Origin of the sequence: Oscillibacter valericigenes (assembly GCF_021531435.1) — a bacterium.
GTDB lineage: Bacteria > Bacillota > Clostridia > Oscillospirales > Oscillospiraceae > Oscillibacter > Oscillibacter valericigenes_B.
This window is the reverse complement of the sequence record NZ_JAFBIS010000015.1, coordinates 21673-35274: the sequence shown is the minus strand read 5'-3', so window position 1 is coordinate 35274 and position 13602 is coordinate 21673. Positions and strand designations below refer to the sequence as shown.

Here is a 13602-nt window from a genome sequence, read left to right as displayed (position 1 = left end):
TCATACCTCCTGTGAGATGGATTGACAGATCTGTTCGGCGCAGCGCATGCCGTCCGCCGCGGCGGAGAGGATGCCGCCGGCGTAGCCCGCGCCCTCGCCGCAGGGATACAGGCCCCGGATGGCGGACTGGTACGCTTCGTCCCGGGGGATGCGGACGGGGGAGGAGCTGCGGCTCTCCACGGCGGTGAGCACCGCGTCGGGCTGGTCGTAGCCCGCTAATTTTTGGCCCAGGATGGGCAGGGCTTGCTCCAGGGTCTCCGTGATAAAGGAGGGCAAACACCGGTGGAGGTCCGTCCAGGTGACGCCGGGGCGGTAGCTGGGCTTCACCCGGCCGGGGCCCGTGGAGGGACGGCGGGCGAGAAAATCCTCCACCCGCTGGGCGGGGGCGAAGTAACGGCCACCGCCGAGAGTGTAGGCATCGTCCTCCAGCTTTCGCTGGAATGCAATGCCCGCCAGGGGGGAATCGCCGCCGAAGTCCTCCGGCGTGACGTTTACCAGCAATGCGCCGTTGATGTTTTCCTTGTCACGGGCAAATTCGCTCATGCCGTTGGTGACTACCCGGTGTTCCTCCGACGCGGCGGCGACGACCTCGCCGCCGGGACAGACGCAGAAGGAGAAAGCGGCCCGTCCGTTTGGCAGGTGGCAGGACAATTTATAGGTGGAGACGGGCAGGCCGGGGTGCCCGGCGTACTGCCTGTACTGGGCGGCGTCGCAGTCGGCCTGATGCTGCTCGATGCGGACGCCCACGGCGAAGGGCTTGGCCTCCATGGGCACGCCCCGGCGGTACAGCATCTCAAAGGTGTCCCGGGCGGAGTGGCCGGGGCACAGCACCAGATGGCGGCAGGGAAGTGCGTAGGCCCCCTCCGGCCCGGTGACGGTGATGGAAACCAGAGCGCCGTTTTCGATGCGCAGGTCCGTAAGCCTGCTCTCAAAGCGGATGTCCGACCCCAGGGCCAGCAGGTCACGCCGGAGGTTTTGGAGGGTGATGTGGAGGTAGTCGGTGCCGACATGGGGTTTGGCGTCGATGAGAATGTCCTCAGGCGCCCCGTGGGACACCAGCGTCTCCAGAATGAAGCGGTGGCGGAGGTCTTTCGTCCCGGTGTTCAGCTTGCCGTCGGAGAAAGCCCCGGCGCCGCCCTCACCGAACTGGACGTTGCTGGTGAGGTCCAGCTCTCCGGTGGACCAGAAGCGGTCCACGTCCGCTTTCCGCCGCTCCACGGGACGGCCCCGCTCCAGCAGGATGGGCCGCAGGCCCGCCCGGGCCAGCACCAGGGCGGCGAACAAGCCCGCCGGTCCCGCGCCCACCACCACCGGAGGGACCTCCGGCGCCGGCAGGGGGGCGGGCAGGAGATAGCCGGGCTTCCGCTCAAGCCGGGATACCTTTTTATTGCGGCAGCGTTTCAAAACGGCTGCCTCATCTTTTACCGCAGCTTCCACGGTGTAGACCACGGCCACCTCGTCCTTCCGGGCGTCGATGCTGCGGCGGAGGACTTTCAGCGATAACAGGTCTTTCTCCCGCACCCGCAGGAGCCGGACGGCCTCCGCCGTCAGCGCGGCCATATCCTGCCCGGGAGAGAGCTTGATGGATTCGATTTTCAGCACAACAGAGGTTCCTTTCCTCTTTTTTTCATATGGGTTTATTTTAGCATAGATTTTCCGCCGGGAAAATATCCAGGTTCACAAATGCTTCAAAATTCTTTCAGGCATTTTTAAGATAGCCGGGCTATACTGAAACCAAAGTTCAGAGAAATTCAAACCGTGTACAAACATTCTTCACGATTTGGACACAGTTTGCCGGTATGATACTGGCAAAGGGATAGTTTAACAGGAGGAGACATATCATGTATAACGATGAGCAGAATTTGTATCATTACACATACCGCAAGGACGGCAGCGAGCCGGGACAGCGCTACGACGCCCGTTCCGCGTCCGACGATACGCAGAGCCGCCCCACCGTGGACGAGCAACTGAATCATTTTGAAGCCGGACGGCGGGAACAGCCGCCCATTCAGGAGATGAAACCAGTGAAAAAGAATCGGATGGGCCTGAAGATCGCGGCCCTGGCTCTTGTGTGTGCCCTGCTGGGCGGCGCCGTGGGCGGCGGCGTTGTCTGGGCCGTGGGCAACGGCGGCAGCGCCACCGAGGTGAACGTCAGCAGCCGCCCCGCCACGGCGGTGGCCGTCAAGACCGTGGACGGCAAGACCGCCATGACCGACGCGGAGGTCTATGCTGCGGGTGTGAACAGCGTGGTGTCCATCAACGTCACCGGCACCTCCGGCACCAACTTCTTCGGCCAGCCGGTGAAGACCGCCTCCGCCGGCAGCGGCTTCGTGCTGACGAAGGACGGCTACATCGTCACCAACTACCACGTGGTGAAGGACGCCGACACCGTGAAGGTCACCATGTACAACGGCGACGAGTATGACGCCAAATATGTCGGCGGCGACGAGGATTACGACATCGCCGTCATCAAGGTGGAGGCCACGGACCTCCAGCCCGTCACCCTGGGCGACAGCGACAAGCTGAACGTGGGTGACCATGTGCTGGCCGTCGGCAACCCCCTGGGCGAGCTGACCTTCTCCATGAGCGGCGGCATGGTGTCCAGCGTGAACCGGGCCATCAATGTCTCCGGCACGCCCTTCAACATGATCCAGACCGACGCCTCCATCAACCCCGGCAACTCCGGCGGCCCCATGTTCAACCAGTACGGAGAGGTGGTGGGCATCGTGTCCGCCAAGTATTCCAGCTATTCCAACAGCTCCGTGGAGGGCCTGGGCTTCGCCATCCCCATCAACGACGTGTTCGCCATGATCCAGGACATTATGACCAACGGCTATATCACCAACAAGCCGTACCTGGGCATCACCGGCGGCTCCATGACGGAGCAGATGGCCGCCCAGTACCGCTACGACATCAAGGAGGGCGTGTTCGTCTACTCCGTGGAGGAGGGCAAGGCCGCTGAGAAGGCGGGCCTCCAGATGGGCGACGTCATCACCAAGGTGGACGACCACGACATCAAGAGCATGGAGGACCTGACGGCGGTGAAGAAGCAGTATGCCGCCGGAGATACTTCCACCCTGACCATCTACCGCAGCGGCGAGACCATGACGGTAGAGCTGACCTGGGACGCCGTCCCCGCCGACCAGCAGAACGAGGAGGAGACGCAGTCCGGCAGCGGCAATAACAACCAGTCCGGCAATGGCTACACCAACCCCTACGACATTTTCGACTACTTCTTCGGCAACCGTTACGGTAACTGACCCGCTCGCGTCTGACGGCGGCTTCGCGGCAATCGCCGCGGCAAGGAAAACAGCCGCCTTTGCGACAGGCGCGGAGGGATACAGATAGATATAAAGGAAAAGCGCACCGTGTGAAGACGCGGTGCGCTTCTTTTGCGGAGCCCCGCACACAATCATGCTTGCACTTTCTGTTTGATAATGGTACAATACAATGTCGAAAATGTGGCAAAGGAGTTTTGCTTTTATGAAATTAGGTATTGTTGGACTTCCCAATGTTGGTAAGTCCACCCTGTTCAACGCCATCACCAACGCCGGCGCCGAGAGTGCCAACTATCCCTTCTGCACCATCGATCCCAACGTGGGTATGGTGGCCGTGCCCGACGAGCGGCTGGACAAGCTGGCTGAGATGTACGAGCCCGACAAAAAGACCCCCGCCGTCATCGAGTTCGTGGACATCGCGGGCCTGGTGAAGGGCGCCAGCCAGGGCGCGGGCCTGGGCAACAAGTTCCTGGCCAACATCCGGGAGACCGACGCCATCGTCCATGTGGTCCGCTGCTTTGACGACGAGAACATCATGCACGTGGTGGCCGACGCGGGCACCAACGTGCCCGTGGACCCCCTGGGGGACATTGAGACTATCGATTTGGAGCTCATCATGGCGGACCTGGAAATGGTGAACCGCCGCATCGAAAAGGCCCAGAAAGCCGCCAAGGGCGACAAGAAGTTCCTCCATGAGGTGGACGTGTTCAAGGGCCTGGCGGAGCACCTGAACGCCGGCAAGTCCGCCCGGACCTACGAGTGCGATGACGACGACATGGCCCTCATCGCGACCTCCGACCTGCTGAGCCTGAAGCCCATCATCTACGCCGCCAACACCGACGAGGACGGCTTCACTGACCTGGACGGCAACCAGTATTACCAGCAGGTCAAGGAGTTGGCGGAGAAGGAGGGCGCCCAGGTGCTGCCCATCTGCGCCAAGCTGGAGCAGGACATCGCCGAGCTGGAGGGCGAGGAGAAGCAGATGTTCCTGGAGGAGCTGGGCGTGGAGGAGTCCGGCCTGGACCGCCTCATCAAGTGCTCTTACTCCCTGCTGGGCCTCATCTCCTTCCTGACCTACGGCAAGGACGAGTGCCGGGCCTGGACCATCAGGAAGGGCACCAAGGCGCCCAAGGCCGCCGGTAAAATTCACACCGACATCGAGCGGGGCTTCATCCGGGCGGAGGTCATCGCCTATGACGACATGATGAAGTGCGGCAGCGTCAACGCCGCCAAGGAAAAGGGCCTGCTGCGCAGCGAGGGCAAGGACTACGTCGTCCAGGACGGCGACATGATCTACTTCCGGTTCAATGTCTGATCTGGAACGCCTCGCGGCCTATGACCGCATGTACGCCGACCTCCTGAAAGAGCGGGACAAGGTGCTGTCCGACATGGAGAAGCTCCGGGCCGCCGGGAAGAACAAGGGGGCGACCTACCAGCAGCTCCTGGCCCAGAAGCTGACGCTCCAGAACCTTATCGGCCGGTTTGAGATCTACGGCATCAAATGAAAAATATCCCATCGGATTTTCCGGTGGGATATTTTTTTGAAGCAGGGAACATTTGGACCCCAACAGGCGTGTTCAAAGTGAAAAGCGCTTTTCAGACAGAGAGAAAGGAGGCATTGCATGACGGAACAAGCCCTTTGCAATGCCATGCGGCTCCACGGCGGGGCGGTGTACCGGCTGGCGCTGTGCCGGACGCAGAACGTTGCCGACGCCGAGGACGTGTATCAGGATGTGTTTCTGCGGTTTTTCCAGCAGGAGGCGGCGGACTGGGACAGCGAGCGCACCAAGGCGTGGCTCCTGCGGGCCACGGTGAACCGCTGTGCCGACATCCACCGCTTCCGCCTGCGGCGGCCGGTGCTGGCGCTGGAGGACATCGCTGGCGCGGCCCCTGCGGATGACAGCGCCGCCGAACTCTGGGACGCGGTGGCCCGGCTGCCGGAGAAGCTGCGGACAGCGGTGCACCTGTACTACGCCGAAGGATATGCCACGGAGGAGATCGCCGCGCTGCTGGGGGTGCCGCCCGCCACCGTGCGGACCCGGCTCCGCCGGGCGCGGCTGAAGCTAAAAGACCTGTTGGGAGGTAACGAAGATGGAGAATAACTACCGGAAACTGATGGAGGACATTCCTGTCCCCGGGGAGCTGGAAACAAGGGTGCTGCGGGCGGCACAGCGGGTGGAACAGGCGGGGCCGAAGCGCCTGGCAAAGCGGGGCTGGAAACCCGTTCTGCGGGGAGCCGTATGCGCCGCCTGCGCCCTGGCGCTGGTGCTGGGGACTGTCCATTTGCGGCCCGTGGAGGAACGTGGGGAACAGCCGGGGAACACGCCGGTGATGACGCTGGACTACTCTTTCGGCCTGACGGCCTGTGCCGCCGACACCGGAGAGACGGTCCGGCCCAACGCCAACGGCGGGCTGGCGTTTGATTCCGGTTCCGGTATCGCCAGCGAAGAAGCCGGACACTATACCGGATGTTTGTTTCAGGTGACGGGAGAGGGAATTGAAACGGTTTCCCTCTCTGTTGACCGGGGCGGCCTGTATCGCAGTGAAATCCTGACGGGACTGACGGACGGGGAGGTGCGGAAGCTCTGGCAGGCGGAGGAGGCGGGCGGCCCGGTCTGCAGCGTCTACGGCGAGGACGAGGACAGCCCCATGAACGCCGAAGTGATGACCGCGCTGGGCAGCAGCGTCACGGAGGACTACGACCCGGAGGTGCGCTACGGCTTCTGGGTGCCGGAGTATTACGAGGACCCGGATGCAGACTTGCGGCAAGCGACCTGGGCCAGCATCGACACCTTTGACGGCGCCCGCCTGACTGTGACCGCCGCCTTTGCGGACGGCGGGGAGCAGAGCAAGACCTATACCCTCTCCACCGGCCGCCTGCGGGTGGAATACGGGGAGGACGGAACGCGGACCATGCTGCCCCAGTTGGCGGGGGATGAAGAACCCTTCGTTTACGGCGTTTACGCGGCGTCTGAAACGGAGAGCCGCTGGCTCCAGTGGCCGGTGCAGGACAGCCGGACGGTATGGAAGGGCAATCCCTATGGCATCATCAACGGAAAACTGCACAGCGGCATCGACATTCCCGCCGACCAGGGGGCTGTCATTCTGGCGGCGGCGGACGGCACCGTCACCGAGGTGGGGTTTGACCGGGAACGGGGCAACTATCTGGTGCTGGACCACGGCGGCGGGCTGACTACCCTGTATGCCCATTGCCGAAACGTGGACGTGAAAGAGGGCGACATGGTGAAGGCCGGGGAAATGGTCGGTGCCGTGGGCTCCACCGGCATGTCCACCGGGCCTCACCTGCACTTTGAGGTGCGGCAGGACGGCGAGGCCCAGAACCCGGTGGTTTACTTTGACAGTGAAATTCGGGAAACACTGCGGGCAGAATAAAAAAAGAGCCGCTGCATATGCAGCGGCTCTTTTGCACTTGGCTCACGCCAGGGTCAGGTCGCCGTCCTTCACCCAGCCCAGCTTGCGGCACACCTGGTTGATGGCCGGAGCCAGGATGGCGGGGAGGACGAAGCAAATCAAAATCAGGCCCAGCCAGTCGAAAGCAGTAGGGGAGATGGCGGCGGCGCCCTTGGCGATGGCCTCCTCACTGGGGGCCAGCCAGCCCGTCCAGACGCCGATCTGACCGCACAGGCCGCAGGTGCCCATGCCGGAGTTGATGGGGGCGCCGTTCATCTCCAGCCGGAACACGCAGGTGGCGATGGGGCCTGTGATGGCGGAGGCCAGCGTGGGGCCGATCCAGACCCGGGGGTTCTTCACGATGTTGGGCATCTGCAGCATGGAGGTGCCGAGGCCCTGGCTCACCAGGCCGCCCCAGCGGTTTTCCCGGAAGCTCATCACGGCGAAGCCCACCATCTGGGCGCAGCAGCCCGCCACGGCGGCGCCCCCCGCCAGACCCGTCAGGCCCAGCACGGAGCAGATGGCGGCGGAGGAGATGGGCAGCGTCAGCGCCACGCCCACCAGCACGGAGACGGCAATGCCCATCCAGAAGGGCTGGAGCTTGGTGGCGTTGTCGATGATGATGCCGAAGGCGCTGGCGGCGGTGCCGATAGGCGGCGCGATGAGCTTTGCCAGAGCCACGCCCACCAGGATCGTGATGGCGGGGGTCACCAGGATGTCCACCTTCGTCTCCTTGCTGACGGCCTTGCCGCACTCGGCGGCCACAATGGCGATGATGAGCACCGCCAAAGGTCCGCCCGCGCCGCCCTCAGCGTTGGCGGCCCAGCCCACGGCGGCCAGGGAGAACAGCACCATGGGGTCCGCTTTCAGGGCGTAGCCGATGGCCACGGCCATGGCGGGGCCGGAGACGGCCATGGCGTAGGCGCCGATGTCGGTGAGGTACTGGACGCCCAGCTGGAGGCCCAGCGTCTTGATGATGGTGCCGATGAGCAGGGAGCAGAACAGGCCCTGGGCCATGGCGCCCAGAGCGTCGATGCCGTACCGCTTGGCGGAGAAGACGATATTTTTGCGTTTTAAGAATGCTTTGATGTTTTCCATGGGAGCACCTGGTTTCTTTAAAATAGTGTGATGGACAGGTGTCTTGACACCTGTCCATCACACTATACACGGAAAAACATGGGTTGTCAACAGTCAGTTTCAGCCCTCCAGCAGCACGCCCATCTCCCGCAGGGCGGTCCGGACCCGCCGGAAGGCGTCCTCGCTGGGGCAGGAGAGAGTGTGGAGGTGGATGCCCTCCGTCAGATCGGAGAGGGGGCGGGCGTCGGCCTGGGCGCAGCGGGCGATGAACTGGGCCACGTCATACCGGCTGGAGAGCTGGAGAGGGCCGGTGAGCTGACCGTAAATGGGGTGGTCCACGATGACGTCCAGCACGGTGCAGCCCTGGTCCACCATGGCGTTCAGTTCCGCCTCCATGCCTTCGGCGGTGTGGCGGCAGGCCACCTGCCGGAGGAGGCCGGAGGGGGATTTCTGAATGACGTAGCCCCGGGGCGTGGCGGAGATGTCCGCCCCTGCCGCCCGCAGCAGGGCGATGTCCCCCACAATGATCTGGCGGCTGACGGAGAACCGGGCCGCCAGCGCCGTGGCGCTGATGGGCTGGTGGGCTGCCTTTAAACTGTCACAAATGGCCTGACGGCGTTCTTCCGCGCGCATGGAGACCCCTCCTTGATACTTGTCTTGACAGCAGTATAGCACACTGGCGGAAAATTGCAAAGAAAAAAGGAGAGCGCAGACACGCTCTCCTTTTTATAAATTGTATTGTGTCAACCACCCAGATACGCCTTTTTGATGGCCGGGCTCTCCAGCAGCTCGCGGCCGGTGCCGGTGGTGACTACCTTGCCGGTCTCCAGCACGTAGCCCCGGTCGGCGACGGACAGGGCCGCCTGGGCGTTCTGCTCCACCAGCAGGATGGTGGTGCCCGCCTTGTGGAGGTTTTCGATGATCTCAAAGATCTGCTCTACCAGGATGGGGGCAAGGCCCATGGAGGGCTCGTCCAGCATCAGCAGCTTGGGGTGGCTCATCAAGGCGCGGCCCATGGCCAGCATCTGCTGCTCGCCGCCGGACAGGGTGCCCGCCACCTGCTTGAAACGCTCCTTCAGGCGGGGGAACTGCTCGTAGACCCGCTCCAGGTCCGTGTCCATGCTCTTGCCGCCCTGGGTGTAGGCGCCCATCTCCAGGTTCTCCTGGACGGTCATCTGGAGGAACACGCGGCGGCCCTCCGGCACCAGGGCAAGGCCCTTGGAGACGATCTTGTGGCAGGGGAACTTGCCCAGGTTCTCCCCCATGAAGGAGATGGAGCCGGTCTTACTGTGGAGCAGGCCGGAGATGGTGTTCAGGGTGGTGGATTTGCCGGCGCCGTTGGCGCCGATCAGGGTGACGATCTCGCCCTCGTTGACCTCGAAGGAGACGCCCTTGATGGCATGGATGCTGCCGTAATAGACGTTGATGTCCTCAACTTTCAGAATCGCTTCCATGCTTACGCCTCCTTTTTCTTGCCCAGGTACGCCTCAATGACCGCCGGGTTGGACTGGATGTCCTCCGGGCTGCCCTTGGCGATGACGCGGCCGAAGTTCAGCACGCAGATGCCCTCGCAGATGTTCATGACCAGGTTCATGTCGTGCTCGATCAGCAGCACGGCGATCTGGAAGGTGTCCCGAATTTTGCGGATGTTCTCCATCAGCTCCGCCGTCTCGGAGGGGTTCATGCCGGCGGCGGGCTCGTCCAGCAGCAGGAGGGAGGGGTTGGTGGCCAGTGCCCGGACGATCTCCAGGCGGCGCTGGGCGCCATAGGGCAGGGAACCGGCGGTAACGTCCGCCAGGTCGGTCATGTTGAACAGGCTCAGCAGCTCCATGGCCCGCTCATGGGCCGTCTTTTCCTCATGCCAGTAGCCGGGCAGGCGGAAAATGCCGCTCCACATGTTATATTTCATGTTGGCGTCCATGCCTACCTTCACGTTGTCCTCTACGGACAGCTTCTGGAACAGGCGGATGTTCTGGAAGGTGCGGGCGATACCGGCCCGGTTCACCTGCATGGTGTTCATGCTGTGGGTGTCCTTGCCCCCCAGCAGGATGGTGCCGGTGGTGGGCTGGTAGACCTTGGTCAGCAGGTTGAACACCGTGGTCTTGCCCGCACCGTTGGGGCCGATGAGACCGGCGATCTCCGTGCGGCCGATGGTGAGGTTGAAGTCCTCCACGGCCTTCAGGCCGCCGAAGGTGATGCCCAGGTTGATGCACTCCAGAATGGGCTTTTTGTCGATGTCCCGGTCGGGGATCATGCTGCCCGAGGGGACAGGAACCAGCTTTCCGAACATATCAGGCGGCCTCCTTTCCGTGGGACTTGCCGGGCTTGAACCGGCCGAAGAAGGATTTCAGGGTGGGGTTGTTGGTGGCCAGCATCACCAGGATCAGCACGATGGCGTAGACCAGCATCCGGTAGTCGGAGAACTGGCGCAGGGCCTCGGGCAGGATGGTCAGGGCAGCGGCGGCGACAATGGAGCCCAGCATGTTGCCCAGGCCGCCCAGCACCACGAACACCAGCACCAGGATGGAGGTGTTGAAGTCGAACTTGTTGGCGACGATGGTGGAGTAGTTCATGGCGAACAGGGCGCCGGCGGCGCCCGCAAGGGCGGCGGAGGTGACGAACGCCATCATCTTGTACTTCGTGATATTGACGCCCACGCTCTCGGCGGCGATGCGGTTGTCCCGGATGGCCATGATAGCCCGGCCCGCCCGGCTGTTCACCAGGTTGAAAATGACGATCAGGGCGACCATCACCAGGATGAAGCCGGCGGTGAAGGTGGAGATCTTCTGGATGCCGCCGATGCCCATGGGCCCGGCGATGATGAGCTTGCCGCCCTCGGCCAGGTTGGTCGTGTCGCTGAGCAGGCTCATGTGGAGGCCCTTGCTGTCAACGCCCACATAGAGGTTGTTGAAGATGCTCTTGATGATCTCGCCGAAGGCCAGGGTCACGATGGCCAGATAGTCGCCGTTGAGCCGCAGGACGGGGATACCGATGAGGAAGCCCGCCAGGGCGGCGAAGGCCGCGCCCACCAACAGCGCGATGGCCATGCGCAGGGGGGCGGCGGGGATGGCGTCCTGCAGGGCGATGGCGGCGGTGACGCCGGTGAAGGCGCCCATGCTCATAAAGCCCGCGTGACCCAGGGACAGCTCGCCCAGCACGCCGACGGTCAGGTTCAGGGAGATGGCCATGACGATGTAGGCGCAGATGGGGACCAGCATACCTTTTAAAGAGGAGCTGATGGCGCCGGCACTGCCCAGCACCTGCAGAATCACATAGGCCAGAATGACCAGCAGATAGGTCAGGTAATTCCGGCGGGTGGTCTTGTTGAGTTTCAAAGATTTCATGTCCGCCACCTCACACTTTCTCACGGATCTGCTTGCCCAGAAGTCCCGCGGGCTTCACCAGCAGCACGATGATCAGCACCGCGAACACCACGGCGTCGCTGAGCTGGGTGGAGATGTACGCTTTGGCGAAGATCTCGATGATGCCCAGCAGCAAGCCGCCCAGGAAGGCGCCGGGGATGGAGCCGATACCGCCGAACACGGCGGCGGTGAAGGCCTTGATGCCGGGCATGGAGCCGGTGGTGGGCACCAGGGTGGGATAGGCGGAGCACAGCAGCACGCCGGCGATGGCGGCGAGGCCGGAGCCGATGGCGAAGGTCATGGAGATGGTGGCGTCCACGTTGATGCCCATGAGCTGGGCGGCGCCCTTGTCCTCGGAGCAGGCCCGCATGGCCTTGCCCATCTTGGTCCTGCCGGTGAACCAGGTCAGCGCCAGCATGATGACGATGCAGATGAGGATGGTGAACAGCGTCACGTAGGAGATCTTCAGCTCCCCGCCGAACAGCTCCACGCCGGTGTCGCCGGAGGCGGAGACGAAGAAGCCGGGGAACACCTTGGGGTTGGAGGACCACAGCAGCAGCGCCATGTTCTGGAGGAAGTAGCTGACGCCGATGGCGGTGATGAGCACCGCCAGGGAGGGGGCCTGCCGCAGGGGCTTGTAGGCCAGGCGCTCCACCACCATGCCCAGGACCGTGCAGACGAGCATCGCCAGAATGACGCCCGCCAGCGGGGGCAGATCAAAGCGGGAGACCGCATAGAAGCAGATGTACGCGCCTACCATGATGACGTCGCCGTGGGCGAAGTTCAGCATCTTGGCGATGCCGTAGACCATGGTGTAGCCCAGGGCGATGATGGCGTAAATGCTGCCCAGACTGATCCCGCTGATCAGAAAGTTCAGAAAGGTCATAAGACAACACCTCTTTTAAAATAGGTTTCTTGGAACGGGAGAAACGCTTCATACTAAAACCTGTTAAAAAGCTTGAAAAGCTTTTTATAGCGCGGAGCGCGTCAGGTTTTTATGAGACGGCGTGACGCACGGCACGTGCGGCACGAGCGTGCGTAGCATGCGGGATTTCAAATAAAGCTTTTTATTTGAAATCAGTATCAGTGCGTATCTGAAAAATACCGGGTCCCGGTGCTTTTCAGATACGCGCTGTATGGCCGGAACAGGCCGGAGAGGCGTCAACCTCTCCGGCTCCGTACCGGTAAGGGAGGATAAGAGAGCTTAGTCGAGGCCGACGTAAGCGCCGTTTTCGATGACCATGCCCTTAGGACTCTTGGACACGGCGCCGCTGGCGTCCCAGGTCATGCCTTCGCCGGTCAGACCGTCAAAGGTCATGGAGGTGAACTGCTCGATCATAGCGGCACACAGGTCCTCGGCGGACATGTCGGCGGTGGCGCCGGCGTTCTCCAGAGCCTGCTTGTAAGCGTAGACGCAGTCATAGGCGTCGGCGGCGAACTGGTTGGGGACCTCGCCGAAGCGCTTCTGGTACTCGGCGACAAAGTTCTGGGTGCGCTCGTCGGTGGAGTCGGCGTTGAAGGGGGTCAGCAGCATGACGCCCTCAGCCAGAGAGGTGTCGAAACCCTCCATGGTCAGGATGCCGTCCATGCCGTCCACGCCGAACCAGGTGGGGGCGTAGCCCATGGAGTTTGCCTGGGCCAGGATCAGGGAAGCGGGCTGATAGTACATGGGCAGGAACACCAGGTCAGCGCCGGCGTCCTGGGCGTTCTTCAGCTGCACGGAGAAGTCGGTGTCGTTGCCGTCGGCAAAGGTGGTGTCGGAGACGACCTCCAGGCCCATCTCAGCGGCCTTGGCGGTGAAGGTGTCGTGGATGCCCTTGGAGTACACGTCGTCGTTCTTCCAGATGATGGCGACCTTGGAGCCCAGGCCTTTCTCAGAGATGTACTGGGCGGAGGCAGAGCCCTGGTTGGGGTCCATGAAGCACATCTGGAACATGTTGTCCTTGCCCTCGGTGACGGCGGTGGCGGAGGCGGAGGGAGTCAGGGCGAAGATGCGGTCGGCGTAGGTCTCAGCGGAAGTGGCCTCGCAGGGCTTGGAGGTGACGGATCCCAGGGAGATCTGCATGCCCCAGTCCTTCAGGGCGTTGTAGGCGTTGACGGCCTTCTCAGCGTCGTGCTGGTCATCCTCGTACTTCAGCTCGAACTGGATGCCGCCCATGGCGTTGATCTCGTCAACGGCGATCTGGGCGCCGTTTTTGGCCGCGTTGCCGTAGATGGCGGCGCCGCCGGTCAGGGGGGCGGTGCCGCCCAGCTTGAAGGCGGCGCCGGAGGGGGCGGAGGCCTCTTCGGAGGAGCTGCCGCTGCTTTCAGCGGGAGCTTCGGACTTGCTGCCGCCGCAGGCGGCCAGGCTGAGGACCATAACCATGGCCATCATGAGTGCAAAAAACTTCTTTTTCATCTTGGGTTCTCCTTTTTTCGGTTTGATATTATACAAAAAAGCGGCCCCGCCATGTGGCGGAGCCGCTTTGCTGTAT

At 62.8% G+C, this 13602-nt stretch carries 13 protein-coding genes; 5 read left to right on the top strand and 8 right to left on the bottom strand.

What is annotated here, in order from left to right:
• Entirely contained in the window at positions 1-1602 is a 1602-nt protein-coding gene (locus tag JQM68_RS09460) for an NAD(P)/FAD-dependent oxidoreductase (RefSeq protein WP_235222765.1), read from the bottom strand.
• A 239-nt stretch (positions 1603-1841) separates the two neighbouring features.
• Here JQM68_RS09460 and JQM68_RS09455 point away from each other — a divergent pair, with 239 nt between their 5' ends.
• The 5 genes from JQM68_RS09455 to JQM68_RS13870 all read left to right on the top strand — a co-directional run bounded on the left by JQM68_RS09455 (position 1842) and on the right by JQM68_RS13870 (position 6671).
• Entirely contained in the window at positions 1842-3260 is a 1419-nt protein-coding gene (locus JQM68_RS09455) for a S1C family serine protease (RefSeq protein WP_235222764.1), read from the top strand.
• A gap of 223 nt (positions 3261-3483) precedes the next feature.
• Entirely contained in the window at positions 3484-4593 is a 1110-nt protein-coding gene (gene ychF / locus JQM68_RS09450) for a redox-regulated ATPase YchF (RefSeq protein WP_235222763.1), read from the top strand.
• Entirely contained in the window at positions 4586-4783 is a 198-nt protein-coding gene (locus JQM68_RS09445; protein WP_235222762.1) for a hypothetical protein, read from the top strand. The genes ychF and JQM68_RS09445 overlap by 8 nt, the downstream gene beginning before the upstream one ends.
• Positions 4784-4900: 117 nt before the next feature.
• The gene (locus JQM68_RS09440; RefSeq protein ID WP_235222761.1) at positions 4901-5380 is read left to right on the top strand and encodes an RNA polymerase sigma factor; all 480 of its coding nucleotides are present in this window, start codon (positions 4901-4903) and stop codon (positions 5378-5380) included.
• Positions 5370-6671, top strand: coding sequence for a M23 family metallopeptidase (locus JQM68_RS13870; protein WP_328283728.1), 1302 nt, complete (start codon positions 5370-5372; stop codon positions 6669-6671). The genes JQM68_RS09440 and JQM68_RS13870 overlap by 11 nt, the downstream gene beginning before the upstream one ends.
• A gap of 42 nt (positions 6672-6713) precedes the next feature.
• Here JQM68_RS13870 and JQM68_RS09430 read toward each other — a convergent pair whose 3' ends face one another.
• From JQM68_RS09430 to JQM68_RS09400, 7 genes are all read right to left on the bottom strand, one after another.
• The gene (locus tag JQM68_RS09430) at positions 6714-7787 is read right to left on the bottom strand and encodes a PTS transporter subunit IIC (protein WP_235222760.1); all 1074 of its coding nucleotides are present in this window, start codon (positions 7785-7787) and stop codon (positions 6714-6716) included.
• A gap of 99 nt (positions 7788-7886) precedes the next feature.
• On the bottom strand, positions 7887-8399 hold the full coding sequence (locus tag JQM68_RS09425) for a transcription repressor NadR (RefSeq protein ID WP_235222759.1): 513 nt from the start codon (positions 8397-8399) through the stop codon (positions 7887-7889).
• Between the two features lie 110 nt (positions 8400-8509).
• Entirely contained in the window at positions 8510-9220 is a 711-nt protein-coding gene (locus JQM68_RS09420) for an ABC transporter ATP-binding protein (RefSeq protein ID WP_235222758.1), read from the bottom strand.
• Positions 9221-9222: 2 nt separating this feature from the next.
• The gene (locus tag JQM68_RS09415; protein WP_412758468.1) at positions 9223-10020 is read right to left on the bottom strand and encodes an ABC transporter ATP-binding protein; all 798 of its coding nucleotides are present in this window, start codon (positions 10018-10020) and stop codon (positions 9223-9225) included.
• A gap of 37 nt (positions 10021-10057) precedes the next feature.
• Positions 10058-11110: a branched-chain amino acid ABC transporter permease gene (locus JQM68_RS09410; RefSeq protein ID WP_235222756.1), complete on the bottom strand. Its 1053-nt coding sequence runs from the start codon at positions 11108-11110 to the stop codon at positions 10058-10060.
• A gap of 10 nt (positions 11111-11120) precedes the next feature.
• Positions 11121-12014, bottom strand: coding sequence for a branched-chain amino acid ABC transporter permease (locus tag JQM68_RS09405; protein ID WP_235222755.1), 894 nt, complete (start codon positions 12012-12014; stop codon positions 11121-11123).
• 318 nt (positions 12015-12332) lie between these two features.
• Positions 12333-13526, bottom strand: coding sequence for an ABC transporter substrate-binding protein (locus JQM68_RS09400; RefSeq protein WP_235222754.1), 1194 nt, complete (start codon positions 13524-13526; stop codon positions 12333-12335).
• Between the last annotated feature and the right edge of the window lie 76 nt (positions 13527-13602).

Excerpts from the sequence above, each read along its gene's own strand:
- JQM68_RS09455 (WP_235222764.1), top strand. The coding sequence starts at position 1,842 with ATGTATAACGATGAGCAGAATTTGTATCATTACACATACCGCAAGGAC.
- ychF (WP_235222763.1), top strand. The coding sequence starts at position 3,484 with ATGAAATTAGGTATTGTTGGACTTCCCAATGTTGGTAAGTCCACCCTG.
- JQM68_RS09445 (WP_235222762.1), top strand. The coding sequence starts at position 4,586 with ATGTCTGATCTGGAACGCCTCGCGGCCTATGACCGCATGTACGCCGAC.
- JQM68_RS09440 (WP_235222761.1), top strand. The coding sequence starts at position 4,901 with ATGACGGAACAAGCCCTTTGCAATGCCATGCGGCTCCACGGCGGGGCG.
- JQM68_RS13870 (WP_328283728.1), top strand. The coding sequence starts at position 5,370 with ATGGAGAATAACTACCGGAAACTGATGGAGGACATTCCTGTCCCCGGG.
- JQM68_RS09430 (WP_235222760.1), bottom strand. The coding sequence starts at position 7,787 with ATGGAAAACATCAAAGCATTCTTAAAACGCAAAAATATCGTCTTCTCC.
- JQM68_RS09425 (WP_235222759.1), bottom strand. The coding sequence starts at position 8,399 with ATGCGCGCGGAAGAACGCCGTCAGGCCATTTGTGACAGTTTAAAGGCA.
- JQM68_RS09420 (WP_235222758.1), bottom strand. The coding sequence starts at position 9,220 with ATGGAAGCGATTCTGAAAGTTGAGGACATCAACGTCTATTACGGCAGC.
- JQM68_RS09415 (WP_412758468.1), bottom strand. The coding sequence starts at position 10,020 with ATGATCCCCGACCGGGACATCGACAAAAAGCCCATTCTGGAGTGCATC.
- JQM68_RS09410 (WP_235222756.1), bottom strand. The coding sequence starts at position 11,110 with ATGAAATCTTTGAAACTCAACAAGACCACCCGCCGGAATTACCTGACC.
- JQM68_RS09405 (WP_235222755.1), bottom strand. The coding sequence starts at position 12,014 with ATGACCTTTCTGAACTTTCTGATCAGCGGGATCAGTCTGGGCAGCATT.
- JQM68_RS09400 (WP_235222754.1), bottom strand. The coding sequence starts at position 13,526 with ATGAAAAAGAAGTTTTTTGCACTCATGATGGCCATGGTTATGGTCCTC.